Source organism: Finegoldia magna ATCC 29328, assembly GCF_000010185.1.
GTDB lineage: Bacteria > Bacillota > Clostridia > Tissierellales > Peptoniphilaceae > Finegoldia > Finegoldia magna_H.
Genome location: NC_010376.1, coordinates 1,484,780 through 1,510,761, shown reverse-complemented (window position 1 = coordinate 1,510,761; position 25,982 = coordinate 1,484,780). Strand labels below are relative to the sequence as shown.

At 33.5% G+C, this 25,982-nt stretch carries 18 protein-coding genes; 16 read left to right on the top strand and 2 right to left on the bottom strand.

Annotation, left to right across the window (positions count from 1 at the left end; translation table 11 throughout):
- The first annotated feature begins 7 nt into the window (after nucleotides 1–7).
- From FMG_RS07205 to FMG_RS07185, 5 genes are all read left to right on the top strand, one after another.
- A complete protein-coding gene (locus FMG_RS07205; RefSeq protein ID WP_012291029.1) occupies nucleotides 8–913 on the top strand; it encodes a carotenoid biosynthesis protein in 906 nt (301 codons plus the stop codon).
- A gap of 96 nt (nucleotides 914–1,009) precedes the next feature.
- Nucleotides 1,010–1,993, top strand: a complete 984-nt coding sequence (locus FMG_RS07200; protein WP_012291028.1) for an aromatic acid exporter family protein — start codon at nucleotides 1,010–1,012, stop codon at nucleotides 1,991–1,993.
- Nucleotides 1,994–1,997: 4 nt separating this feature from the next.
- Nucleotides 1,998–2,477 carry an NAD(P)H-dependent oxidoreductase subunit E gene (locus FMG_RS07195; protein ID WP_012291027.1) on the top strand — a complete coding sequence of 160 codons (480 nt, stop codon included), beginning with the start codon at nucleotides 1,998–2,000 and terminating at the stop codon, nucleotides 2,475–2,477.
- 54 nt (nucleotides 2,478–2,531) lie between these two features.
- Nucleotides 2,532–3,443, top strand: coding sequence for an alpha/beta hydrolase (locus FMG_RS07190; RefSeq protein WP_012291026.1), 912 nt, complete (start codon nucleotides 2,532–2,534; stop codon nucleotides 3,441–3,443).
- 148 nt (nucleotides 3,444–3,591) lie between these two features.
- Complete coding sequence (locus FMG_RS07185; protein ID WP_012291025.1) at nucleotides 3,592–4,584, top strand: NADH:flavin oxidoreductase; 993 nt, start codon at nucleotides 3,592–3,594, stop codon at nucleotides 4,582–4,584.
- A 204-nt stretch (nucleotides 4,585–4,788) separates the two neighbouring features.
- Here the strand turns inward: FMG_RS07185 and FMG_RS07180 are convergent, their stop codons facing one another.
- Nucleotides 4,789–5,796 (bottom strand): potassium channel family protein, encoded by a 1,008-nt coding sequence (locus FMG_RS07180; protein ID WP_012291024.1) that lies wholly within the window; start codon nucleotides 5,794–5,796, stop codon nucleotides 4,789–4,791.
- A 460-nt stretch (nucleotides 5,797–6,256) separates the two neighbouring features.
- On the opposite strand from FMG_RS07180, the gene purC reads away from it, so the two are divergent.
- From purC to FMG_RS07145, 7 genes are all read left to right on the top strand, one after another.
- Nucleotides 6,257–6,955, top strand: coding sequence for a phosphoribosylaminoimidazolesuccinocarboxamide synthase (gene purC / locus FMG_RS07175; RefSeq protein ID WP_002836979.1), 699 nt, complete (start codon nucleotides 6,257–6,259; stop codon nucleotides 6,953–6,955).
- A gap of 1 nt (nucleotide 6,956) precedes the next feature.
- Nucleotides 6,957–8,303: an amidophosphoribosyltransferase gene (gene purF / locus FMG_RS07170; protein WP_002841101.1), complete on the top strand. Its 1,347-nt coding sequence runs from the start codon at nucleotides 6,957–6,959 to the stop codon at nucleotides 8,301–8,303.
- Between the two features lie 8 nt (nucleotides 8,304–8,311).
- Nucleotides 8,312–8,866, top strand: coding sequence for a phosphoribosylglycinamide formyltransferase (purN, locus tag FMG_RS07165; RefSeq protein ID WP_012291023.1), 555 nt, complete (start codon nucleotides 8,312–8,314; stop codon nucleotides 8,864–8,866).
- The gene (gene purH, locus FMG_RS07160; protein WP_012291022.1) at nucleotides 8,854–10,359 is read left to right on the top strand and encodes a bifunctional phosphoribosylaminoimidazolecarboxamide formyltransferase/IMP cyclohydrolase; all 1,506 of its coding nucleotides are present in this window, start codon (nucleotides 8,854–8,856) and stop codon (nucleotides 10,357–10,359) included. The genes purN and purH overlap by 13 nt, the downstream gene beginning before the upstream one ends.
- A gap of 14 nt (nucleotides 10,360–10,373) precedes the next feature.
- The gene (locus tag FMG_RS07155) at nucleotides 10,374–15,266 is read left to right on the top strand and encodes a phosphoribosylformylglycinamidine synthase (RefSeq protein WP_012291021.1); all 4,893 of its coding nucleotides are present in this window, start codon (nucleotides 10,374–10,376) and stop codon (nucleotides 15,264–15,266) included.
- On the top strand, nucleotides 15,266–16,693 hold the full coding sequence (gene purB, locus FMG_RS07150; RefSeq protein WP_012291020.1) for an adenylosuccinate lyase: 1,428 nt from the start codon (nucleotides 15,266–15,268) through the stop codon (nucleotides 16,691–16,693). Before FMG_RS07155 ends, purB begins: the two co-directional genes overlap by 1 nt.
- A 100-nt stretch (nucleotides 16,694–16,793) precedes the next feature.
- Nucleotides 16,794–17,456, top strand: coding sequence for a TVP38/TMEM64 family protein (locus tag FMG_RS07145; RefSeq protein ID WP_012291019.1), 663 nt, complete (start codon nucleotides 16,794–16,796; stop codon nucleotides 17,454–17,456).
- 267 nt (nucleotides 17,457–17,723) lie between these two features.
- On the opposite strand, the gene FMG_RS07140 is transcribed toward FMG_RS07145, so the two are convergent.
- Nucleotides 17,724–18,623, bottom strand: coding sequence for a selenium metabolism-associated LysR family transcriptional regulator (locus tag FMG_RS07140; RefSeq protein WP_002837031.1), 900 nt, complete (start codon nucleotides 18,621–18,623; stop codon nucleotides 17,724–17,726).
- A gap of 347 nt (nucleotides 18,624–18,970) precedes the next feature.
- Here FMG_RS07140 and FMG_RS07135 point away from each other — a divergent pair, with 347 nt between their 5' ends.
- From FMG_RS07135 to FMG_RS09920, 4 genes are all read left to right on the top strand, one after another.
- Nucleotides 18,971–19,372, top strand: coding sequence for a DUF4418 family protein (locus tag FMG_RS07135; protein ID WP_012291018.1), 402 nt, complete (start codon nucleotides 18,971–18,973; stop codon nucleotides 19,370–19,372).
- Nucleotides 19,362–20,549, top strand: a complete 1,188-nt coding sequence (locus FMG_RS07130; RefSeq protein WP_012291017.1) for an ABC transporter permease — start codon at nucleotides 19,362–19,364, stop codon at nucleotides 20,547–20,549. The genes FMG_RS07135 and FMG_RS07130 overlap by 11 nt, the downstream gene beginning before the upstream one ends.
- A complete protein-coding gene (locus FMG_RS07125; RefSeq protein WP_012291016.1) occupies nucleotides 20,550–21,206 on the top strand; it encodes an ABC transporter ATP-binding protein in 657 nt (218 codons plus the stop codon). It abuts the gene before it with no gap.
- An 808-nt stretch (nucleotides 21,207–22,014) separates the two neighbouring features.
- Nucleotides 22,015–25,887 (top strand): Ig-like domain-containing protein, encoded by a 3,873-nt coding sequence (locus FMG_RS09920; protein ID WP_012291015.1) that lies wholly within the window; start codon nucleotides 22,015–22,017, stop codon nucleotides 25,885–25,887.
- Nucleotides 25,888–25,982: the final 95 nt, after the last annotated feature.

The following is a 25,982-nucleotide window of genomic DNA, read 5'->3' as shown; positions in this document are numbered from 1 at the left end:
GGAGAAAATGATGAACTGGATTAATAGTTTCGAGCTTGTATGCTATTTTATTGTATTTATCTTGGTTGTCGATATTTTGAAAAGCAAAAACTACAGGGAGCTTGGTCTTTTGATTTCGGGGGCATTAGCTGGGTTTTGCTTGGAACTTTTGGCAGTGAGATTTACAGATATTTATCATTATAGCAATGATTTTTTCATAAGTATTGGTTTTTATCCGTATCAGTTTCCTTTTTTCGGAGGTTTGATGTGGGGAGGAATCAGCGTGTGTGCGCTTAGAATCGCAAACAAGTTTTCAATCAGCAATGTAATGAAGGCTTTGTTGAGTGGTTGGTTAATTGTGAGCATGGATTTGCTTTTGGATGTAGTGGCCATAAGGTTAAACGGAGGCTTCTGGGTGTGGGATGGACGCCCAATCACTCTTGATATCAATCATCATATGTTCATGAGCGTAATTTGGGTTAATTTTTTGGGATATATGTTTGAAGTGCCAGCAATTATTTTTATGACTTTGAAACAATGGGACAAATCTTCTGACAAATCAGATTTTAATATCGGCAAATCATTGCTGATAGGAATTTGTGGAGTATTGTTCGTGGCAATCGCAAGTGCAATTTCTCTCGTTTTAGATAAAATAACTGATGAATGGTTTTCGTGCATTGCATTTTTGTTGATTTGGATTTTTGTTTTTATAAAATTGATATCAATTTTAATTAATAATCACAAATCAATTACGTTCAAAAACAAAAAGGATTGGTCACTATTTGTTTTCTGGTTTAGTATATATGTTTATTGTATTGCTGCGCTTTTTAATCTTAATATTATGAGTGCCAATTTTTTATACGCGTTTTTTACATTTTTCATTATGATAATGACGTTGGTTTTGAGTTTGATAGATATTGAAAATAATCATTAGGCATCTACTTAGTAGGTGCTTTTATTATGTCCAAATTTACCATTTCAATCACAAATTGGGTATAAATAATACAACGAAAGTATACAGGAGTTTATTATGAGAAAATCTATAATATCTAGAACAATCAAGACTGCTTTGGCTTCACTTTTGGCGATAATTGTGTCGCAGGAACTTTCTCTTGAGTTTGCAGCTGCGGCGGGAATTATTGCGATATTAAATGTGTTTGATACGAGAAAAGCTACGATAGAAGGTGGCTTGAAGAGAACTTTGTCCGCAATAATTGCTCTTTTAATTGGAGGATTTTTATTTGAAAAAATAGGATACAAAACTTGGGTTTTCGGATTGTATTTGCTTTTATTTGTGCCTGTGTCTTTTTTATTGAAGATAGAACTGGGACTTGGTCCTTCAAGTGTAATCGTGACTCATTTATTAGCTTTTGGGAAAATTGATGTATCGATTATTTTGAATGAAATGGCTCTTGTGTTTATAGGGACGGGATTTGCGATGTTGACCAATTTCTACGCTCCTACTAGACAGGACAAATTAAACACGTTGATCGAAAGCATCGATGACGATATGAAGTTTATATTGAATTTGTTCGGAGAATCTCTTGTTCAAAACTTGGATGTGAAGTTGTATGAGGACAAGATTTCAGAGCTTGAAGCAGACATCGACAAGGCTATTGATATTGCGATTATTGAGAATGACAATTTGTTTGAAAACAGCAGGGATTTGCTTTTCGATTTGCGTTTGAGAGAAAGGGAGATGGATTTGTTGCAAGAAATGTATGATGATTTGAGGACGATTCCGCCGGAATATTCAGACGGCAAATATATTTCTGATATTTTAATTCAAGCATCCCAAAATTTAACTAAACGTGAGGATATGATTAAATTGAAAGAGAGAATTGATTTTCTGAAAAATCACTACCACATGATGAAGCTTCCAGATACCCACGAGGAATTTGCGATTCGTTCGGCGATTTTTCAAGTGTTTCGAAGTCTGGATCAATTTATAGACGTTAGCAATCAAATTACGAAAAGACCAAATAATAAAATTAGGATAAAAACAAGAGGGTGATTATATGTGTGAAGAAAAAAATGAAGAACTGATTTTCAAAGAAAAACTCGACGAAACTGTGGAAAGTTTCGGCAAGGGTAGCCAAGAAGGAGCGAAGGTGTCTATTAGAAATTGCCAGGATTTTTTTGGGTGTGTGTCGATTAGTCACCAAAAACAAATCGCACAAGCTTTTGATATTGATGAGAAATACATCAAGACGATTATAAAATTCATTCCATCTATCAAAGAATCCAAGGTTGAATACGAGATAGTGTGTTGTTCGGGACCGAGATGCGCGAAGAACGGATCGATGGAAGTGTTGAAGACGGTGAAAAAAGAGCTTGCCATGGATTTTAACGAAACATCTGCTGATGGGAAAATCCGACTTAGAACGCAAAACTGTTTCAAAAAATGCAAAGATGGACCAAATATTATGATTAATGGCAAATTCTATCACCACATGGATGCTGAAAAAACAAAAGAAGTTTTGGAGAAAATAAAATAACGATAAAATCTGCTTATAAATACTAAAAGGAGTATAATCAAATTAGGTGATTTTATGAAAATTTTGAAGGTTTTGTCAGTAATTATATTAGTTTTTATTGTTACATTTTCGATTAATAAATTTATGCTGTCAATAGAAAGAAACAAGATAGTTGGTTACGGAGAAAAAATCGAGATAAAAGGTAAAAATATTAATATTGTTGAGAAGGGCTTGGAGAATAATCAGGTTGTCATCATAGATCCAGGTTATGGAACTACTGCGCCCGGACTTGATTTTATGCCGCTTATGGATGAGCTTTCCAAAACTTATCATGTCATTGCGATTGAGCCTTTTGGATATGGCGATTCGGACACAATTGGAAGCCCAAGAACAGTAGAAAATATAACAGACGAGCTTCATCAAGTCATTCAAAAACTGGGATACCCGAAATATATTTTGTGTTCGCATTCGATTTCTGGAGTTTATTCGTTATATTATTTGGACAAATACCAAGACGAGGTTACAGGATTTATTGGAATGGACACATCGGTTCCGAATCAATTGGAGTACACTGGCAATACTTTTCTTCCAATTTTGAGAAAATGGTCAAACAAACTTGGGCTGATTAGAATTGCATCGAGAATTCATCCCGAATGGTTCATGGCGAATAATCAATACTATACAGATGAAACAAAATCGCAAATCAGATACAGATTGTTCAGGGATTTTGCAAATGTCGATAATTTGGATGAAGGAAGACATTTCGCTGACAATTGGAACAAAATTAAAGATTTGCATTATCCAAGAGATATCAAAAAGATTTTCTTTCTAACGAAAAAAGAAGACAAGGACAAGGACTGGAGATACATCGAAACACAAAATGCTTTTGAAAAAAATAACGGCAAAATATATTTGATGGACGGAAGTCATTATATTTTCAGGGATAATTTCAAAAAAATGTCACAAATTATAAGAGAAAATTTCTAACAAAACTGATTAAATATTATGATTAAATAGATTTATGTGTGTTTACATCACATAGGTCTATTTTTTAACAAAATATATTTGACAAGACATATTATCGAAATTATAATTAACGTATCAAATATTGATTATTCAACAAACGGAGGTAAAAATGAAATTATCAGATGAATTGAAATCAAAAAACATAAATTTTAAAAACAGAATTGTGATGCCACCAATGGCAACTGCAAAGGCTGATAAAAACGGACATGTTACAGAAGAAATCCTGAACTATTATGAAGAAAAGACCGAAAACAAATTATTTTCAACTGTAATTATCGAACATTGTTTTGTGGATGCTTTGGGAAAAGCTAGCAAAAACCAAACATCCATAGCAGATGATTCTACAATTGATGGGATGAAAAAACTTGCAAAGCTTGTAAAATCTAATGACTCAAATGTAGTGTTGCAAATTTCTCACGCTGGTAGTTCTGCTAGTGAAGAAGTTATCGAAAACAAACCTGTAGCACCATCAGCTATCAAAAATCCATCCAAATCTACAACAGAGATTCCGAGAGAACTTACTCTTGAAGAAATAGAACAAATTATTGAAAAATTTGTCGACGCAGCAGTTAGAGCAAAAAAAGCAGGATTTGATGGAGTGGAAATACATTCTGCTCATGGATATTTATTGAACCAATTCTTATCGCCAATTACTAATAAAAGAACCGACGAATACGGTGGAGATATCGATGGAAGAATCAAAATCCATTTGGAAATTATTAGAAAAATCAGGGAAAAAGTAGGAGAAAATTATCCAATTTTCATAAGAATGGGAGCTGGAGATTACCTCGAAGGTGGATTATCAACAGAAGACAGCATACACGCAGCCCAAGAATTCGTAAAAGCTGGTGTAGATGTGCTGGATATTTCCGGTGGAATGTGCATGTTCTCAATTGATGATCAAAGAGCGGGCTTCTTCGATTTTCTATCCAAACCAATTTATGAAAACGTAGATGTTCCCGTGATTTTGACTGGTGGAGTGAAGACAGGAGAAGATGTAGAAGATATATTGAATCGCGGAGTGTGTGATTTGGTTGGAATTGGAAGATCTGTATTCAAAGATTCTAACTGGATTGAAAATGAAATCAAACCTCTTATATAAGCAAATATGAAATTACACAATTTAGAATCTATTGAAAAAAGTTGCAGTAAATATCGAGCTGGTTTTGATTTATAAATTAAAAAATTCTATAAAAAATAGAAAAATTGTTGACACTAAAAATAAAAATTAAGCGGAATGTAAAGCTCACATTCCGCTTAAAATTTTTTAAATTATTAAGTGATATTATTATGTCACAAGCACAAATTATTTTGTTTCATCACCCAAATGTTTTAATTTGTCCACTTGATCTTCTCTACCAAGGACAATCAACACATCTCCAATTTGGAAAGTGTGGTTTACTGGTGGGTTGAAAATCATTTTATTATCTTCAATTGTTTTAATTGCAAGTACAATCAGACCTGTTTTATTTGGAATTTGAGCTTCAATTAAATTTTTGTTTTCGAGATATGATCCGCTTTTAACAACAACCTCTTCCAAATCCAATTCCACATCGCCAATTCTTGTAACCACATCTAAAAACGAAATAATATTTGGTTTGGTCATCAAAGAAGCCATTCTTTTGCCGCTGATTTCTACGGCGGACAAAGTTTTGTTGGCGCCTACTTTCATTAACTTTTCGCTTCCCGATTTAGTAATAGCATTGGCTATTATGTAGATGTTTTTGTTGAGATTTCTTGCAGTTAACACAGTAACGATATTGTCTACTTCAGAATCCAATGTCGATACAAGACCCTTCGCTCTGTCTATTCCTGCATGTTCCAAAACTTCTTCTTCAGTTGACATGCCTTCCACAACTAAAATATCGTGGTGACTGTAATCATCAAGATCTTCACGTTTATCTGTAATGACAACAAAATTCAAATTTTGATCGATAAATTTATTTATAATTACTTCTGCCAATTCACCAGAACCGCAAATAATGTAATGATCGTTGAGTGAGGCAATTTTCTTTTCCATTTTACTTCCCTTCCAAAAATCTTTAACTTTTCCTTCTACAAACATAGCAACAACCGTAGTGAATGCGTATCCGACGATGCCAACACCTAAAAATATCATAATTATCGAGAAAAGCTCGGACCAACTACTTGTAGTACCAATCTCTCCGAAGCCAACAGTTGAGATGGTTATAACCGTCATGTATAATGCATCTATAAAATCGACTTTTAACAAAAACATGTAGCCAACAACACCTACGATTAATAAAAGTGCAAATGCATATAAAATAAATTTAAGCTTCCTTTTTTCTTCCATAAGTCACACCTCGTTTCTTCAATTATAATATAATTTACAACAAAAAACTATTAATTTTAGATTAATTGAAACAACCTAAAAATACTAGAATTTTAAGAAAAGTGTTGTGAAAGCAAAATAAATTTTCTGGTAATTTTGTTAGACAATGATGTAGCAATGTAGTGTATGAAATTGTTTGTTATTTTTTTATGTTTTGATGGTGCAAATTATGGGCAGCTGTGATATAATATATTGTAAATTATTTTAGTGGGGGCAAAATAATGAGCGTTATTGATATTTCAATAAATTTCATAAAAAAGCTTTTTGATTTGAGATTTACAAATCACGATCTAAGCCTTATCAATAAATTGAGAGGCAAATTGAGAGCTATTTTTGCGTCCAATAAAAAAGTGTATATTTGTCAAAAAATTTAGGAGAATTCTATCTAGAATTCTCTATTTTTTTATTTTAGGAGGCTATTATGGAAAAATTGTACGAAGGTAAAGCAAAAGAAGTTTATTCAACAGAAAAGGCTGATGAATATATCATCAGATACAAAGATGATGCAACAGCTGGTAATGGTGAAAAGAAAGCTACAATTGCAGGTAAAGGTGAACTTAATTTGGCAATCACTACAATGATTTTTGAAATGCTTGAAAAAAACGGCATCAAAACTCACTACATCGAAACAATCAACAACACTGATATGAGAGTTAAAAAAGTTACTATTATGCCACTTGAAGTTATCGTTAGAAACATCACTGCAGGTTCTTTTGCAAAAAGATACGGAGTTGAAGAAGGAAGAGTTTTGAATCAACCAACTTTCGAATTATCTTACAAAGATGATGATTTGGGAGATCCATTGATGTGTGAAGATCACGCAATTGCTCTTGGTGTTATCACAAAAGAAGAATACGACTATTTGAGAAAAGAAACTTTGAAAATCAACGAATTATTAAAAGAATTTTTCTTAAAAATCAACTTAAAATTAGTTGACTTCAAAATCGAATTTGGTAAGACTGACGACGGACAAATTTTATTAGCTGACGAAATCAGCCCTGACACTTGTAGATTGTGGGACAAAGATACTAACAAAAAATTAGACAAAGATATTTTCAGAAGAGATTTGGGAGATTTGACAGAAGGCTACAAAGAAGTTCTAAACAGAATGAGAGGCTAGGATGTGTGGAGTTATAGGGATATATTCTAAGTCCGAAGTTAATAAGAAATTATTTTTCGGACTTAACTCCTTACAACACAGAGGACAAGAATCCTGTGGTATCACCGTTAGTAACGGTGAAAACCTACATAGAGAAAAAGGCATGGGACTTGTTATCGATGTGTTTAAGGAAGAAAATTTGAATAATTTAGTTGGTAATATTGGGATAGGACATGTGAGATATTCTACTGCTGGTGGTTCTCACGATTACAACACTCAACCATTGATGGCTTTTGCCAAGGGAATCGAAATGAGTTTGGCTCACAATGGAAATCTTATCAACCATCAAATTTTAAGAACTAGACTTGAAGAAGATGGTGTGATGTTCCAAACAGCGATTGACAGTGAAGTTATTTTGTTTTTGATTGCTAGATATTACAAGGGCGATATCGTCGAAGCTATCAAAAAAACAATGAAACTTATCAAAGGAGCTTATGCTATTGTGTTGTGCTTGAAGGATAAACTTATAGCATTTCGTGATCCTTTGGGAATTAGACCTCTTGTTATGGGAAAAAATGATGAAGATGTTGTGTTTGCATCAGAAAATGCAGCCGTAGAAATCGTCGGAGCAACTGAAATTCGTGATGTAAAACCAGGAGAAATAATTGTCGTAGACAAGGAAGGAATTAATTCTTCGATGTATACAACAGAAGGATCTCCACGTCATTGTTTCTTCGAATATGTGTATTTTGCAAGAGAAGACGCTACGTTGGATGGAACAAATGCGTACAATTTTAGAAGAAGATGCGGAGAATATTTGTCACAAGAATCTCCATGTGATGTTGATTTGGTAGTTCCAGTTCCAGATTCAGGTATTCCATCAGCGATTGGCTACGCGCAAAAAGCAGGAATTCCTTACGCACAAGGTTTGGTAAAAAATAGATATATGGGAAGAACTTTCATCAAACCAACTCAAGCTGAAAGAGAAATGGCAGTTAAATTGAAATTAAATCCTTTGAGACATGTATTAAAAGGAAAGAGAATTGTACTTATAGATGATTCCATTGTAAGAGGAACTACAAGCGCTAATTTGATTCAAAGAATTAGAGAAGCTGGTGCGACAGAAGTTCACATGAGAATTACATCGCCACCTGTCAAATTCCCTTGCTATTACGGAATTGACACTCCTTCAAGAAAGCATTTGATTGCGGCTAACATGGATATCGAAGCTATTCGAGAAAAAATAGGTGCAGATAGCTTGGCGTTTATTTCGATGGAAGGAATGATAAAATCGAGCAGCGACAAACACGACAAATTCTGTAAGGCTTGTTTCGATGGCGATTATCCAGTGGATCCAATAGTTATATAGGTGATTAAATGAATATTGCAGTTTTTATTTCAGGTACTGGTACCAATTTGAAAGCTCTACTAGATGCGAAAAAAGAAAATTATTTCAAAAGCGACATTGTCATTGTGGTTAGTAACAAAAATGCAGCTGGTCTTGATTTTGCGAGAGAGTTCAACGTGGATACTTTAGTTTCAAAAGATGATGAAGAAATCATCAAATGTTTAAAATCAAAAAACGTAGATTTAATTGTGTTGGCAGGTTTCTTGCCTAAAATTTCAAAGAGAATTATAAATGAGTTTACAATTGTAAATATCCATCCATCATTGCTTCCAAAATACGGTGGCAAGGGATGTTATGGAATTCACGTTCACGAAAAAGTTTTTGCTAATAAGGAAAAAACTAGCGGTGCGACTGTGCATTTCGTGAATGAAAAATTAGATGATGGAGATATTTTGCTCCAAAGATCTGTGGATATTTCTAATTGTAAATCGGAAGAAGAGATAGCAAAGAAAGTTTTGAAAATAGAACATGGCATTTTGAAAGATGCTATTAAAAAATTGGAGGAGAGTTCATGCGCGCGTTAATTTCACTTACGGATAAGACTGATGTAGCTAAATTAGCAAAAAGTTTACAAGAATTGGGATATGAAATCATATCTACTGGTGGTACTTACAAGGAAATCGAAAAATCTGGAGTAAATGTAATAGACATTTCCAAGGTTACAAATTTCCCTGAAATTTTGCAAGGCAGAGTGAAGACTTTGTCCCCATACGTTCACGGTGGAATTTTGTACAAAAGAGATAACGAAGAACACAAGAAAACTGTAGAAGAATTGAACATTCAACCAATCGACATTGTTGTTGTTAATTTGTACGATTTTCAAAACGCATTGAAAACTGGAGACCACGACAACATCGTTGAAAACATCGATATCGGTGGTCCAACTTTGATTAGAAGCGCTGCGAAAAATTACAAGGATGTTTTGGTTGTAACTGATCCTTCTGACTACGACGAACTTATCGACAGATTGAAAAACGACAACGTGGACATCACTTACAGAGAAAAATTAGCGATGAAAGCTTTTAGCTTGACAGCTTACTACGATTCTGTTATTTCAAGATATTTCCAAGAACAAGTTGGAGAACGTAGCAAATACAGAACTTTTGGTTTCAAAAAAGAAGACGAACTTAGATACGGAGAAAACTCACATCAAAGTGCAAATCTTTACATAGATCCATTTGTAAATGGCAAATTGACTGATTGCGAGGTCATTCACGGTAAAGCAATGAGCTTCAACAATTACAACGATTTGAATGTAGCAGTGGAATTGGCTGACGAATTGGGAGCAAATTCTTGTGTTGCATTGAAGCACCAATCTCCATGTGGAGTTGCCATTGCAGACAGCGTTTCTGAAGCGTACCACAAGGCATACTTGGCAGATTCAACTTCGATTTTCGGTGGAATTATCGCCATCAATGGAGTTGTGGATGAAAAATGTGCTGAAGAAATGAGCCAAATTTTCTTGGAAATTATCGCTGCGAAAGATTTCGACGAAAAAGCGCTTGAAATTTTGACTAAAAAGAAAAACATCAGACTTGTTAAGATAAAATTTGACAACGATTCAGTAAAAGAAGACATTAAGTATTTGAATGGAAAAGTTTTAATCCAAGACAAGGACTTCGGTGTTGACGAATACAACGTAGTTACTGACGAAAAACCAAGTGATGAAGACAAGAAAGATTTGGAATTTGCCATGAAAGTGGTTAAATTCACAAAATCAAATGCAATTGTACTTGCAAAAGATTCTCACACTTTGGGAATTGGTGGAGGACAAACATCTAGAATTTGGGCGTTGGAAAACATCGCTAATAACCATCCAGACGTTGATTTTACTGGATGCGTATTGGCATCAGATGCATTCTTCCCATTTTCTGACTGCGTAGAATTTGCACACAAATTGGGAGTAAAAGCTATTATTCAACCAGGTGGAAGCATCAAAGACCAAGACTCCATCGACAAATGCAATGAGTACGGAATTAGCATGGTGTTCACAAAAAACAGACATTTCAAACATTAAAATTAGGAGGTTTTATGAAAATTTTAGTTGTAGGTTCAGGTGGAAGAGAGTTTGCACTTGGACGTAAAATAAAATCTTTTGATGAAAGTAGGAAAATTTTCTTCGCTCCAGGAAATGCTGGAACAGAAAGTATCGGTGAAAACGTAGATATTCAAGCAGACGATTTAAATGGCCTTCTTGAATTTGCAAAGATTAATAATATTGACTATACAGTTGTAGGCCCTGAAAATCCATTATGTGATGGGATTTCAGATTTATTCGAACAAAATGGTCTCAAAATATTTGGACCTGTAAAAGAAGCTGCTGAATTTGAAAATTCAAAATCATTTACGAAAAAATTCTTGGGAAAATACGACATCAAAACAGCGAAGTATTTGGAAAGCAAAGATTTTGATGAATCTTATGATTTTGCAAATAAATTGTTGGAAGAAAATGGCAAAGTTGTCGTTAAAAGAGACGGACTTGCAGCTGGAAAAGGTGTCTACATTGTAGATAATTCTGATGATTTGGAGAAAATCTTAAAAGATGTACTAGAAAAAGACAACATGGTTGTCATCGAACAATTCCTCGACGGATTTGAGATGAGTTTGTTGTGCTTTACAGATTCGAAGACGATTCTTCCACTTCCAACTGCGAAGGATCACAAGAAAATTTTCGAAAGAGAAACGGGTGCAAACACTGGTGGCATGGGAACTTATGCTCCAAATGTCGAAGCAGAAGTGTTCGTAGATAAAATCAAAAATAGCGTATTGGATAAAATTCTCACAGGATTAAAAGAAGAAAACATTGATTTTAGAGGATTGTTATTCATTGGATTTATGATTACAGACGATGGAATTTACGTTTTGGAATTTAACGCGAGATTTGGAGATCCTGAAACTCAAGTTGTGCTTGAACTTATAGACAACGATTTGTTAGATATAATGATGAAAACAAGTGAAGGAAAATTATCCGATGTCGATTTGAAAATAAATGACAACAAGGCGCTTTGCATTGTACTAAGTGCTGGTGGATATCCAGAAAGTTACGACAAGAATGATGAGATTACAATTTCTGATATGGATAGTTATGTTTTTCATGCAGGAACGAAAAAAGTCGACGGAAAAATCGTCACAAATGGCGGTCGTGTGTTAAATATTGTAAATTCAAAAAAGAATTTCGATGGTGTTATTAAGGCTTGTTATGAAGATATAGAAAAGGTGGATTTTAAAAACATGTATCACAGAACTGATATTGGTCCTAGAGTAAAAAGAGTTTATGTCAGAAAAAAAGACGAATACGATTATGAATCTAAGGAAAAGAAAAAGCAAATTGAAAACTTACTTGGAATTGATTTGGATAAATTCGTAATTTACAAGAGATACGATTTGGAAATTAGTGACGATAATTTGAAAAAAATTGTCGACACAGTTCTTAGCGAAAAATCTGTGGATGATGTGTTCTACGGAGAAGATGCGTTGAAATTACAAGCTGATATGAAAAACGCAATCGCTGTAGAATATTTACCAGGACAATTTGACCAAAGAAAACAAGGCGTTCTTGACACAATAAGCTTGATTTTGGATGAAGATGTCGACTGCAAGACTTCGACAGTTTACGAAATCGAAGGCGCTAGCAAACAAGATTTGGCAAAAATCGAAAAATATTTGGTAAACCCTGTTGACAGTCACAAGGTTAATTTGCTTGGTATTCCAACAACTTTGAAGCAAGAAAATCCAAAGAATTTGGAAAACGAAACATACACGAATTTCAGAAATATGAAGGATGACGAGCTTCAAAAATTTGTCGACGATCATTCGTTGGCGATGAATGACGAAGATTTGAAATGCATCAGAGATTATTTCAAATCAGAAGACAGGGATCCAAACGAAACAGAAATCAAGATTTTGGATACTTACTGGTCAGATCACTGTAGACACACAACTTTTAACACTTTCTTGGATATTGAATTTAATGCAAAGACCAAACTCGATGAAGCAATTCACAATAGTTTTGAAGAATATTTGAAAGTTAGAGAAGAATTAAAAATAGAAAAACCAATCAATCTTATGAGTTTCGGAACGATTTTATCCAAATACATGAGAAGCAAAAACGAGTTTGATGATTTGGAAATTTCATCAGAAATCAATGCTTGTTCTGTAAAAATCAAAGTTCGTGTAGAGGTAAATGGCGTTGACGAAACTAGAGATTACTTGTTGATGTTCAAAAACGAAACACACAATCATCCAACAGAAATCGAACCATTCGGTGGTGCAAGCACTTGCTTGGGTGGAGCAATAAGAGACCCACTAAGCGGAAGAGCATTTGTCTACCAAGCCATGAGAATCACAGGAGCTGGAAATCCTCTTACTTCATTGGAAGACACGATGGACGGCAAGCTTCCTCAAATTAAAATTACACAAGAAGCTGCGAAGGGATATTCTTCTTACGGAAACCAAATTGGTTTGGCAACTGGATTTGTAGATGAAATTTACCACGACGGATACGTTGCTAAGAGATTGGAATGCGGAGCTGTCATGGCTGCAGCGCCAATTGAAAATGTAAAAAGAATTGAACCTGAAAAAGGAGACATCGTAATCTTACTTGGCGGAAGAACTGGACGTGACGGAATTGGTGGAGCGACAGGTTCATCAAAAAGCCACAAAGTTACAAGTATCAAAACAGAATCTGCACAAGTTCAAAAAGGTAACGCACCTGAAGAAAGAAAAATCCAAAGACTTTTCAGAATTCCTGAGCTTGCAAGTTTGATCAAAAAATGTAACGACTTCGGAGCCGGTGGAGTGAGCGTTGCGATTGGTGAGCTTCACGATGGTGTAGATATTTATTTGGATAGAGTTCCATTGAAATACAAAGGTCTTAAACCATTTGAAATTGCCATCAGTGAATCACAAGAAAGAATGGCGTGTGTAATCGCAAAGAAAGATTTGGAAGAATTTGTAAAATACGCAGATGCAGAAAACATCGAAACGACAGTTGTTGCAGACATCACAGACACTAATAGAATGAGAATGTTCTACGACGAAGATTTGATTGCAGACATCAGCTACGATTTTATCAACACAAATGGTTCGGATAGAAACGCTGAAGTAGAAGTTGTATCAGAAGATGTCCCAGAAATTTTGACTGAAAAATGTTCCGATGCGAATAAATTCTACGAAAAAGTAAAACAACTCAACATCACATCCAAGAGAGATTTGATAGAAATGTTCGACTCCACAATCGGAAGAAACACAGTTATTAATCCAATGGGTGGTAAATTGCAATTGAATCCATCACAAGCGATGGTTGCAAAAATTCCTACAATGGATGGAATTATGAAAACTGTATCCATGATGAGCTACGGATTTGACGCTGATTTGTCCGTACAATCTCAATACTTGGGAGGATACTACGCAGTTGTAGAATCAATCAGTAAATTAATCGCATTGGGTTCAGATAAAAACTTAATCAGATTGACATTCCAAGAATATTACGAAAAAATGTTGGATAAAAAAATCTGGTCCAAACCATTGAAGGCACTACTTGGAGCGTTCACTGTTTCTAAGTATTTCAAAGCAATGCCAATAGGTGGAAAAGACAGTATGAGTGGAAACTTCGAAGACATCACAGTTCCACCAACAATGATTTCATTTGCAGTGACTCACGAAGATGTGGACAACATCATTACGAATGATTTGAAAGGCAAGGGCAAAATCGGTCTTGTGAGAACACCTTACGAAGAAGACGGAACATTGAACCTTGAAAAATTGGAAGAAAATTTCGATTTTATCACAGAACAAATCAGAAACAAAAACATAATTTCTGCGATTGCATTGGACAAAAAAGGTCTGTTGGCAAATATATTTGAACAATCTGTAGGAAATACTGGATTTAATATCAAATTTGATAATTTGTACAATCCAATGTACGGAAGTTTCGTAGTTGAATACATCGATGACGACGAAAATATAGAACACATCGGTGAATTTAGTGATGAAATCATCGTAAATGATGTCAAATTAGATTCAGAAAAATTACTAGAAGGCTACACTCAAGTTTTAAATAAAGTATTCACACCAAAAGAAAAAATCGAATACAAACCAATTGAAAACAAAAAAATCGAACAACGTAGAATGAAATCCAAGAAACCAACTGATACACCTCACGTTGTAATCTTGGCAGCTCCTGGAACAAACTGTGAATGGGATACATTGAACGCATTCAAAGAAAATGGAGCTGATGGAGAAATTGTTCTATTCAAAAACAGAAACCAAGAAGATATATTAAATTCTATCGATGTTTTGGCAGAAAAAATCAGAAAAGCGCAAATATTTGCCATTCCTGGAGGATTTTCACTAGGAGATGAGCCAGACGGATCAGCAAAGTTCTTGGCAAATATCTTAAGAAATGAGAAAATAAGTAGTGCGATAGATTATTTGTTGAACGAAAACGACGGATTGGTAATTGGAATTTGTAACGGATTCCAAGCCTTGGTGAAGACTGGACTTCTTCCTTATGGAAAAGTTACATCACCACAAGAAGACGATCCAAACTTGACATTTAACACAAACAGAAGACACATTGCAACTTTTGTAGATACATTATGCTTGACTAATAACAGTCCATGGACAAATGGAATTGACTTGAACAAAACTTACAGAATGCCGATTTCACACGGTGAAGGTAGATTTGTAATCAAAGAAGACAAACTCCAAGAACTTTTGGATAATGAACAAGTTTTCTCAGCTTACAAAATCTCTCCAAACGGATCGGACTACAATATCGAAGGAATTTTGTCCAGAGATGGTAAGATTTTGGGAAGAATGTGTCACACTGAAAGAATCGCAGACGATTTGTATAAAAATATTTACGACATCGACAAACAAAATATTTTTAGAAATGCAGTAGAATACTTCAAGGAGAAATAATGAACAACGATATTTACCAAAGTCCATTAAATACGAGATATGCAAGCCACGAAATGAGCCACAATTTCAGTTCACAAGTAAAATTTGAAACTTTCAGAAGATTGTGGTTGGCATTGGCGAAATCCGAAAAAGAATTGGGACTTAATATTACAGACGAACAAATAAAAGAATTGCAATCACACATTTCAGACATTGATTTCGACAAGGCAGCTGAATACGAAAAAATTCTTCGCCACGATGTAATGGCTCACGTAAAAACATACGGCGAAGTGTGTCCAAATGCAGCTGGAATTATCCATTTGGGAGCGACAAGCTGCTATGTAACAGATAACACTGACATTATCGTGATGAGAAACGCACTTGAAATCGTAGAGAAAAAACTTGCGATTTTGATTAAACACTTGTCTGATTTTGCAATTAAATACAAAGATTTGCCAACACTTGGCTACACTCACTACCAACCAGCACAATTAGTAACGGTTGGAAAGCGTGCTACTTTGTGGATTCAAGATTTTCTAATAGATTTGGAAGAAGTCATCTACAGAAAAGAAAATTTGAAATTGAGAGGAGTAAAGGGAACGACTGGAACTCAAGCGTCATTTTTGAAACTTTTCGACAATGACCACGCCAAAGTAAAAGAATTGGAAAAGAAAATCGTAAAAGAAATGGGATTTGAAAGTGCAGTTAGCGTGAGTGGACAAACATACACTAGAAAAATCGACTACCACGTGCTTCAAGTTCTATCCTCAATTGCACAATCAGCTCACAAAATGACAAATGACATCAGACTTTTGCAAAACAGAAAAGAATTGGAAGAACCATTTGAAAAAACACAAATAGGTTCATCAGCGATGGCTTACAAGAGAAATCCAATGAGATGCGAAAGAATTTCATCACTTGCAAAATATGTGATGAGTTTAGTTCAAAATCCACAATTTGTGGCTAGCACTCAATGGCTTGAAAGAACATTGGACGATTCCGCAAATAAGAGAATGAGCGTTCCAGAAAGCTTCATGGCAGTGGATAGTATCTTGGAAATTGCAATCAACGTTACCGATGGACTTGTTGTTTACGAAAACCAAATCAAATCTCACGTTAATGAAGAATTGCCATTTATGGCGACTGAAAATATATTGATGGAAGCTGTAAAACGTGGGGGCGACAGACAGGAACTTCACGAAAAAATCAGAGAATATTCTATGGTTGCAGGTAGACGAGTAAAAGAAGAAGGACTAGACAACAATTTATTAGAATTATTGGAAAAAGACGAAGCCTTTAATTTAAACAAAGACGATTTGAATTCACTTTTAGATGGCAAACTTTATATTGGAAGATGCCCAGAGCAAGTGGTAGAATTCATCGAAGAAGACGTCAAACCAATTATTTCAAAATACGATACAGAATACTCTGTTGATTTGAAAGTTTAGAAACATTAGAAATGCACATGGCAAAAGCTGTGTGCATTTTTTTGGTTGAAGATATTAAACTTATACGATACAATTAATTCAAATAATAGGTAGGTGACAAATGGAAAAATTTAAAAAAATATTTATGATAGTCCTTTTAGTTTTGTTAACTGTGGGACTAATGGTATTCGTTCCGTACGATTCGATTAGAAATTTGGTACAAAAATCTGGCCCATGGGGAGCAGTTGTGTATATTTTATTGTTCACGATTCTTCCGATAGGATTCTTTCCAGTTCCAGCGTTGGCATTAATCGGTGGAGTAAGCTTTGGGCTTGTAAAAGGAAGCATTTATACAGTTGTTGGAGCTTCGATGAACTGCTTGTTGATGTTCGAACTTTCACGAAAAATCGGACATGATTATGTAGTCAAGATGATTAATGAAAAATTCTCCGAAAAAAACAGAGACAGAATACTGAACGCTCCTGATTCAAAATTATTCACGCTGTTGTTTATTTGTAGATTGATTCCGATTATTCCATATAATCTTATAAATTACGGATTCGGTTTGACAAATATAAGCCTATCCAAATACATGTTTGCATCAGTTCTTGGAATAATTCCCGGAACACTTGTATATTTGAATTTGGGGGATAAAGTGTTAAATGTAGGATCCAAGGAATTCTACCAAGCGATTATTTTGGTAGTGGGACTTACTGTTGTGAGCCTGATATTTGCAAAAATAATCGACAAAAAAGACAAGGAAAAACAAAAAGATTTGAAGTAATAAAGAATGACAGGTAATATATCAAAGTATAACTCACTTCGTCTCGCTTACAAAAATTTGAAAATTCTAATCTCGAAATTCTAAAATTCAAAACTCGCTTACGCTCAAACAATTGAATTTTTAACGAATTTCTCGATTGAATTTTATAAAATTTTTTCCAGAGGACTCGTTCGCTATACTTTGATATAATTTAATTAGTCTAAATTAACCAAACAAACACACAAAAACCGCAATTGCTAATATAGCTATTGCGGTTATTTTTATGAACTAAAAATTTTCTTCTAAGTATTTTTTTGCAAACTTTACAAAATCTATTACAGGTTCTGACAATAATGTGTTGGAACGATACACAAGATAAAAGTGACGTACCGATTCAAAATCGTCGATCTTGAAAGAAATCAATTGATTATTTGCGACTTCCTCTTCTACAGAAAGCTTACTCATAATTGATATTCCCATTCCACTTCTTATGCATTGCTTCAAAGTTTCGGTGCTATTTGCAGTTCCTATTAAATTCAGAGAATTCTTGCTAATACCCAAAGCATCAATCATTTTCATAGATTCTTTTAATGTACCAGAACCTTGTTCACGAAAAATTATCGGCTCTTTTAAAATAGAACTAATCTTCACGTTGTTTTTCTTCAATGCATTGTAATAATCGTTATAAGGCGTGACAATTACAAGCTTATCACTGAGAACTTTTTCGAAAGTAAGCTCCTTATCCATAGTAGTCATGCCGACAATTCCAATATTTATAGAACCATTTATAACGCCATCAATCGTAGTTAAACTATCTGATTGAATTATATTCACCAAAGTTTTAATGTGAGATTTGTGATATTTTGATAAAAGAGAGGGTAGAATATAGGTTGCAGGAACAGAACTTGCTCCGATATTAAAAGTAGTAAGGCTTTTTTTTGAAAAAGAATCCTGCATACTTTCCATAATTCTAGAAATCGACTTAGCATAATTATAAAATTCTCTGCCTTCTGGTGTAAGCTCCAACTTTTTCGTTGTTCTTTTCAACAATTCTGTATTCAATTCGTTTTCAATTTGTTTTATATGAGTACTAATCGTAGGTTGTGTAAGATATAGCCTTTTAGCTGCCTCAGAAAAACTATCCCATTCCACAACCGTGATGAATGTTTCTAATTGTTTTAAATCCATTTTATTATCTCTTTCGTGGTATTTAATATATATATTTTATCATATACCTTTTATTTTACAAAATACACAAATACTTTATAGTAATATACCCAATTGTAAAGAAATTTAACAAACGAATTTTTACTTATAGAAAAAATCAATAAATGAAATAAAATCAACAAGTGTTATTAATTCAATGTTTGAACGGTGTTTTTGTAAAAATTGATGAAAAAAATTTGCAAATAAACACAAATAACACGTTATTTATAAAAAAATTCAATCAATGAATTAACAAAAACTATGGTAGAATGATTTGTGAATAATGAGAAATTAATACTAAAAATCATTAAATATTTAAGGAGAAAAATATGAAAAAAATTTTAAAAATTTTACAATTGGTAGCTGCAATTATTTTAGCATTAATACCAAAAGTCATCGCAAAACCATGCATGGTTATGCCAGGTAAGATGCCTATGAAATGCTTCCACATGTCAAATGCAGTTACAGTTGTTGCTGTAAGTATCGTTATTTTATTAGCCATAGCATACATTATTAAAGACGAAAAAATCGAATGGGGAATTAATATTGCAGTTCCTGTATTAGCTATCGATTCATTTCTATTAGCAAAATTTGTAATAGGTGGTTGTAAACACGCAGGTGCCGCTTGTCAAATGAAGACAATTCCAGCAGTTTCATTCTGCTCTATTATACTTGCTATAATTTCTATAGCATACCTTGTTGTATTGAAGAAGAGTATCGATGAAAAATAAACTTTACCTTAAAAACTGGATGTCATCAAATTCTGTCAGAACTTTCGTAATAGTTTTGATAATGGCAATTGTATCCGCACTTTTGTTTGTCAGCATGTATTTTTCGATTGGACTTAACAATTCAATCGACAATATGAAACAAAGACTTGGTGCAGACATGATGATTGTTCCAGAAAAAAGCGGCAAAGAACAAGAAACATTATTCGTATCAGGTAAACCTTCTGAATTCTATATGAAAAATGATGTACTTGATAAAGTGCAAAAAGTCGAAGGCGTCAAACAAGCAGCACCACAATTGTACATTGCAACTCTTCAAGAATCTTGTTGTTCATTTCCTGTCCAAGCAATAGGAATTGATTTTGAAAAAGACTTCACGATCAAACCCTGGATGAAACAAGATGTAAAAGAATTGAAAGACAATGAGATTTTAATTGGTAATAATGTAAGCGTTGTTGATGCAAATACATTGACTTTTTTCGGCAAAAAATACACTGTCAAATCCAAACTAATGCAAACTGGTCTTGGATTTGATAATGCAATCTTCATGAATTTTGATACGGCGAAGAAAATGTTACATGATGCCGCCAAAGTTCATCCGGAAAAATACATTCCAAATTCTGAAATATCTTCCATCATGATCAAAAAGGAAGATAATGCGGACAGCGAGCAAGTAACAGTAAACCTTATGAAATCACTTAGAGGAACGTCTACAATGGTTGTTATGAACAAAAATTTCGTCGACAACCTATCCAAAGAAATGTTCTCTTTGATGAAATATTTGAAAATATTATTAACTTTTACGTTGATAATGGCAATAATCGTGTTGATTTCGATATTCACAGTTGATTTCAAAGACAAAGAAAAGCAAATGGCGACATTAAGAATACTTGGAATAACAAAGAGCAAACTAAAATCTATAATTCTACAATACTCTGTAGTATTATCTATAATAGGAGCAGTAATCGGAATTGGATTATCCATACTAACAGTCAAGTTGTTCTCCGGACAAATCGAAAAATCTTTGGACTTGGCATTTATGAGCGTAAATGCAAAACAAATTCTAATAATTTCAGCAATAACATTATTAGTTGTTGTAGTGATTGCACTAATCACACAAATATTCAACGTAATCAAAATATCCAAAGACGAATTGGCGCTTAAATTGAGAGGTAATTAAATGGAAATATTAAAAATACAAAACTTATCAAAAAGCTACCTTATCAATAAAGACAGAAAAAACGAAGTTCTAAAAGATGTGAACTTAACTGTAAATGAAAATGACTACATCGCAATAGTCGGAGCAAGTGGCGCAGGAAAAAGTACACTTCTAAATGTTATCTTGGGATTTTTGAATTACGATGAGGGAAGCGTAAAAGTTTTCTCCAACGAAGTAAAAGAGTTTACAGATGAAGAAATATCTGATCTTCGCTCCAAAAAAATATCATTTGTGCCACAAGATTTGATTGTGTTTCCAGCATTAACTGTCGAGGAAAACTTGGAAATGAAAGCAGAAATCTCAGGTGTGGATGATTTTGATTATGAGAAATTCATCAAAAAATACGACATGGAAGAATTACTCGAACTTAACAGTGCGAAGAATTTGTCCGGTGGAGAAATCAAAAAACTTATGATTCTAAGAGCGTTGATAAATGAGCCAGAACTTTTAATCTTAGATGAGCCAACGGCAAACTTAGATGAAGAATACGTCGACAAATTCTTGGATTTGCTTGACGAATTGAATAAAAAAATGACCATAATTTGTGTAACGCATGATTCACGACTCAAAAACAGAGCGAAAAAAGTGTACAAGTTATCTGGAAAGAATTTATCCTAATAAAAAACTGATCTTCAACAGTCACACGACTGTGAGGGTCAGTTTTTTTGTGCAAAAATAATGAATATATTGTTAGGAAATATTCAATTTCAATAAAAAATAAGCCGTTAATTGTGAGGAACAAGGGATTCGTTCAAAATATATTTCATTTTTGTAATAATTTGTAGAATATTCACAAATAGATAACAACGCTAGCAATTACGGATTAAAAAGATATTTAAAAATAATTAAAGATTATGAAATGAATGTGAAATATAGTTCATTATACGAATAAAAATACAAAAAAATATCAGATTAGAGCAAAAATCACCCGTAACTTTAGCTAGATAAATTCAATGAATAAAAATAAATTAAGTGAAATTTGTGAAAAATAATAGAATCATTCAGAAAAAAGAATAAAAAATTTCTCGTAAACTACGTCAAGCATATTAAAATACGAAAATAAAATAAAAAATTATGAAATAAAAATGAAATGAATAACAACAAAACAAATAAAATTTCTATTAAAAAATGATGAGAATTATCCACGAAATAAACAAAAAATACAAATAAAAACATAAAAATACTATAAAAATTTAGATTGTGAAAACGGATTATCATTTAAAAATGTCTAAAAATTCAAATTTTTAAAGCTAAAAAGATTGACATTAAGGCGTTAGATGGAAAACACCGAACGTTTAGAAAAAAATATTTTAATTTTTATTATCACATGGTAAAATATGCATTGTAAAAAATACAAATAGTATTTTACTAAATTAGCTTATTCAAAAATTAAGAAAAGCTAAAATAAAAATTGTGAGGAAAAGAGATGAATAAGAAAAACAAACTTAACAAAATTATCGAAGAAAAGAAGGCAAATAGTTTGAACAAAAAACTAAGATACGGATTAAGAAAATTATCAATAGGAGTTGTGTCATGCTTTTTAGGCTATGCGATTGCTTTAACTCCAAATTTATCATACGCAAATAAAGAATCAAACACAGTTGTATCATCTGAGCAAGCAGAAAAAACAACAAAAGATGAATCAAAAACTACACAAAAAGAAAACAAAGACTTTTTAGAAGGAAAAACTGTTCCTCCAGTAGGACAAGAGGATCATTCTCAGTTATTAACAAATCAAATAAATCATAATTCAAATATACAAAAGGGTAGCTCAGTTGATCCTATAGCAAAAGCTGAAGACATAGGAAAACCTGAAGAAAAAGTAGAAAAAATGAATACACAATACACTGCTACTTATGGAAGTGTACCTGGACTTGTAAATGTTGGCCAAAGTACAACAATGAAAGTTTCATTTAATCAAAATAATACGAAAACTGATATCCCTGAAGGTACAACATTTGAATTGGCACAAAATTCTGTAGATGGAGCTACAGTTGATAAAAATACAGGAATGATTAGCTACACTCCAGATTCTACTAAATTTAAAAATATTGAAAAAGATGAAAATGTAACAGTAAATGTGAAGATAACATATAAGGACAAAACTTCATCTACAATACAGGCGACAATCACTGTGAGAAAAGAAGAAAGTGAAAATCCTGGAATAAACCCAGTTGTAGAAGGTCAAACAAAAATCACGGGAACTGGCGTAAAAGGTGCCAAAATTGAAGTACAAATCGAAAAGACATTAAATAAACCTGAAAAAGCAGGAGAAACAACAGTAAAACCAGATGGTACATGGGAAGTTGATGTTAATGAAGATTCGATTAAAAAAGGCGACAAAGTAAGAGTAATTCAAACTGAAAGTAATAAAAAACCGACAGCAAGATATACTATTGCAACTTTGAAGAACGAACAAGATAACCAACAACCTGATGTTGGAAAACAAAAACCTCAAGACGATGGACAAGCAAAGCCACAAGCAAAATCAGAAAAACCTACAATAAATCCTGTTACAGAAGGTGAAAGAATTATATCAGGAACTGGAAAACCAGGAGCTAAAATCGATGTTACAAAGTTTAATAGTGGTCAAGGTCAAATCATGGGATCAAATATAGTAGTAAATGATAAAGGTAAATGGACTTTGAATATTCCTGAAGGAATAGAATTGAAAAAAGGCGACACTATTCTAGTTAATCAGCAAGAAGGAAAAGAGCGTCCTATCCAAGTAAGTGCTGAAGTACAAGCAAAGAAAGCCGAAAATCCTGATCAAAATAACCCTAAAAATCCACAACAAAACCCACAAGAGAAATTAGAAAAACTTACAATAAATCCTGTTACTGAAGGAGATGAAACTATATCAGGAACTGGAAAACCTGGAGCAAAAGTAAATATTGCAAAAATGGGTAATAACGTGACTGAAAATGTTCTTTTAGCTAAAGATGTAGATGTAAAAGAAGATGGAAGTTGGTCAGCTAAAATTGATCCCCAAAAGTTTAAGGCTGGCGATTCTATTTACGCCGTTCAAAAAAAAGATGACAAGGTTTTAGAAACAACAAACATAAAAGTTAAAGGAATATCGAAAAAACCGACAATAAATTCAGTAAAAGAAGGAGCCAAAGTAATTTCTGGAAAGGGAGAACCTGGGGCAAAAATAGATCTTGGAAGGAAATATAAAGACTCGGAAAACCGCGATATCTTAGCAACAGATATAACAGTTGATCAAAACGGAGATTGGAAAGTTACAATTGATGCCAAAAAGTTTAAAGCTGGCGATAAGATTTACGCTCATCAAACAGAAACAGACAAGAAAATTTCAGAATTAACAGAAGTAACTGTTGGAGAAGCAGATAAGCAACCAGAAGAAGACAATAAAAAACCTCAACCAAATTCACCATCAGATGATGACAAAGAAGCTCGTGAAAAAGAGGAACGAGAAAAAGAAGAAGCTAAATTAACAATAAAAGATGCTTATGCAGGCGAAAAAATATTAAGCGGAACAGCAGCAAAAGGCTATAAAGTTAGTATTATCATAGAGTTGAAAAACGAACAAGGTAAAGTCATCAACAAAGATGCGACTGTTGATGAACATGGTAACTGGTCTGCAAATTTAGTAGATGAATTGAAAGAAGGAGACAAAGTTACTGTATATCAAACTAAACAATTTAAAAATGGCGAGAAAACTATAATAGTTAAATCAAAACAAGAAAAACCTCAAAAACCAGCTGATGATAATAAAGGCAAACCAAATCCACCAGCAAAAGAAGATGAATCGAAAAAAGAATTGTCGAAATTCCCGGTTGCAAATGAAATTAAAGCAGGGGATGCAAAAATAACAGGACAAGGAGCGCCAGATGCTACAATTGTAGTGACAAAACAAGGTGAAAATGGCAAAGAAGTAAAAGCTACAGTTGGTAAAGATGGAAAATGGTCTGTTGATTTGAAAGAAGCAGCAAAACATGGAGACGAATTCATAATCAAACAACAAGAAAAAGGTAAGAGAGATTCCATCGGAATTTTAAAATCTGTGCCAAAGAAACCACAAGTTAAGAAACCAGAAACAAATACTCCAGATGAAAACAAACCAGGAAATAATAAAAAACCTGAAAATAATAATCAACAAAACAAATTATCGGCCTTCCCAGTAGTAAATGAAATTAAAGCAGGGGATAAAAAAGTAACTGGTAAAGGAGTTCCAGGAGCAACAATTGTAGTAACAAAGCAAGGCGAAAATGGAAAAGAAGTAAAAGCTACAGTTGGAACAGATGGAAAATGGTCTGTTGATTTGAACGAAGCTGCAAAAGAAGGAGACGAATTTATAATTCAACAACAAGAAAAAGGCAAAAAAGATTCTCCAAGAATTTCAAAAGTTGCTCAAAAATCTGACAAAAAACAAAATCCAGAAAAGAAACCTGAAGATGAAAAGAAACCTGGAGATAATAAAAACCCAGAAACAAAGAAACCTGATGTAAAAAAACCAGAAACAGAAAAAAATCCTGAAGGTGAAAAGAAACCTGGAGATAATAAAAAGCCAGAGGACAATAAAAAGCCAGAAGCAAAGAAACCTGATGTAAAAAAACCAGAAAAAAAAGCTCCTGAACAAAAACCAGAAGTGAAAAATCCTGGAAAAACAACAAATCCTTCAAATAACAAAAAGCAACCAGAAAAAACACCAGAAAAAACACCTGATGTGAAAAAACCAGAAACAAAAACACCGGAAATGAAAAGACCAGAAAAAAATGCGAAGAAACCATCAACTCAAAACAAAAAATCAATGGATGGATTATCATTGCATTACGAAATAAAAACTGTTAAAAAAGGTGCAAAAATTAAAGTAACACCAGTGTTCAAGGACAAATCTGGAAAGATTATCAAAATGCCACAAGGAGTTATGTTCTCATTAGACAAGAATTCACCAAAAGGCGTTAAGATTGATCCAAAAACTGGAGAATTATCAGTAGACACTACAGGATACAAAAATGGAGACAAAATTGTTGTGACAGTAGTAGCAACTATCAAAGGATCCACTACAAAAGTATATTCTTTATTCGCAAAAGATGGAAAAACAAATCAACCTAACGAACCAACAAAAACAACTGAACAAGATACAGTTATTAAAACAAAGGTTGAAATAAACATCGAAAAATCTGAAAAGAATAAAACTAATAAAAACAATAAGAAAGCTTCAAACAAGAAAAAACTACCAAAAGCAGGATATGAGAATGAAATTATATCATTAGCAATCGCTGGAATCACTACTTTGGGAGGAGCTTATATAACAAACAAGAAGAAAAAATAAATATATTTTTCAAAAACACCCTAATAAGAAAGCTGTTCATATTATTGAACAGCTTTTTTGCTGTCTTAAAAACAGACATTATTTTAAAAATAAAA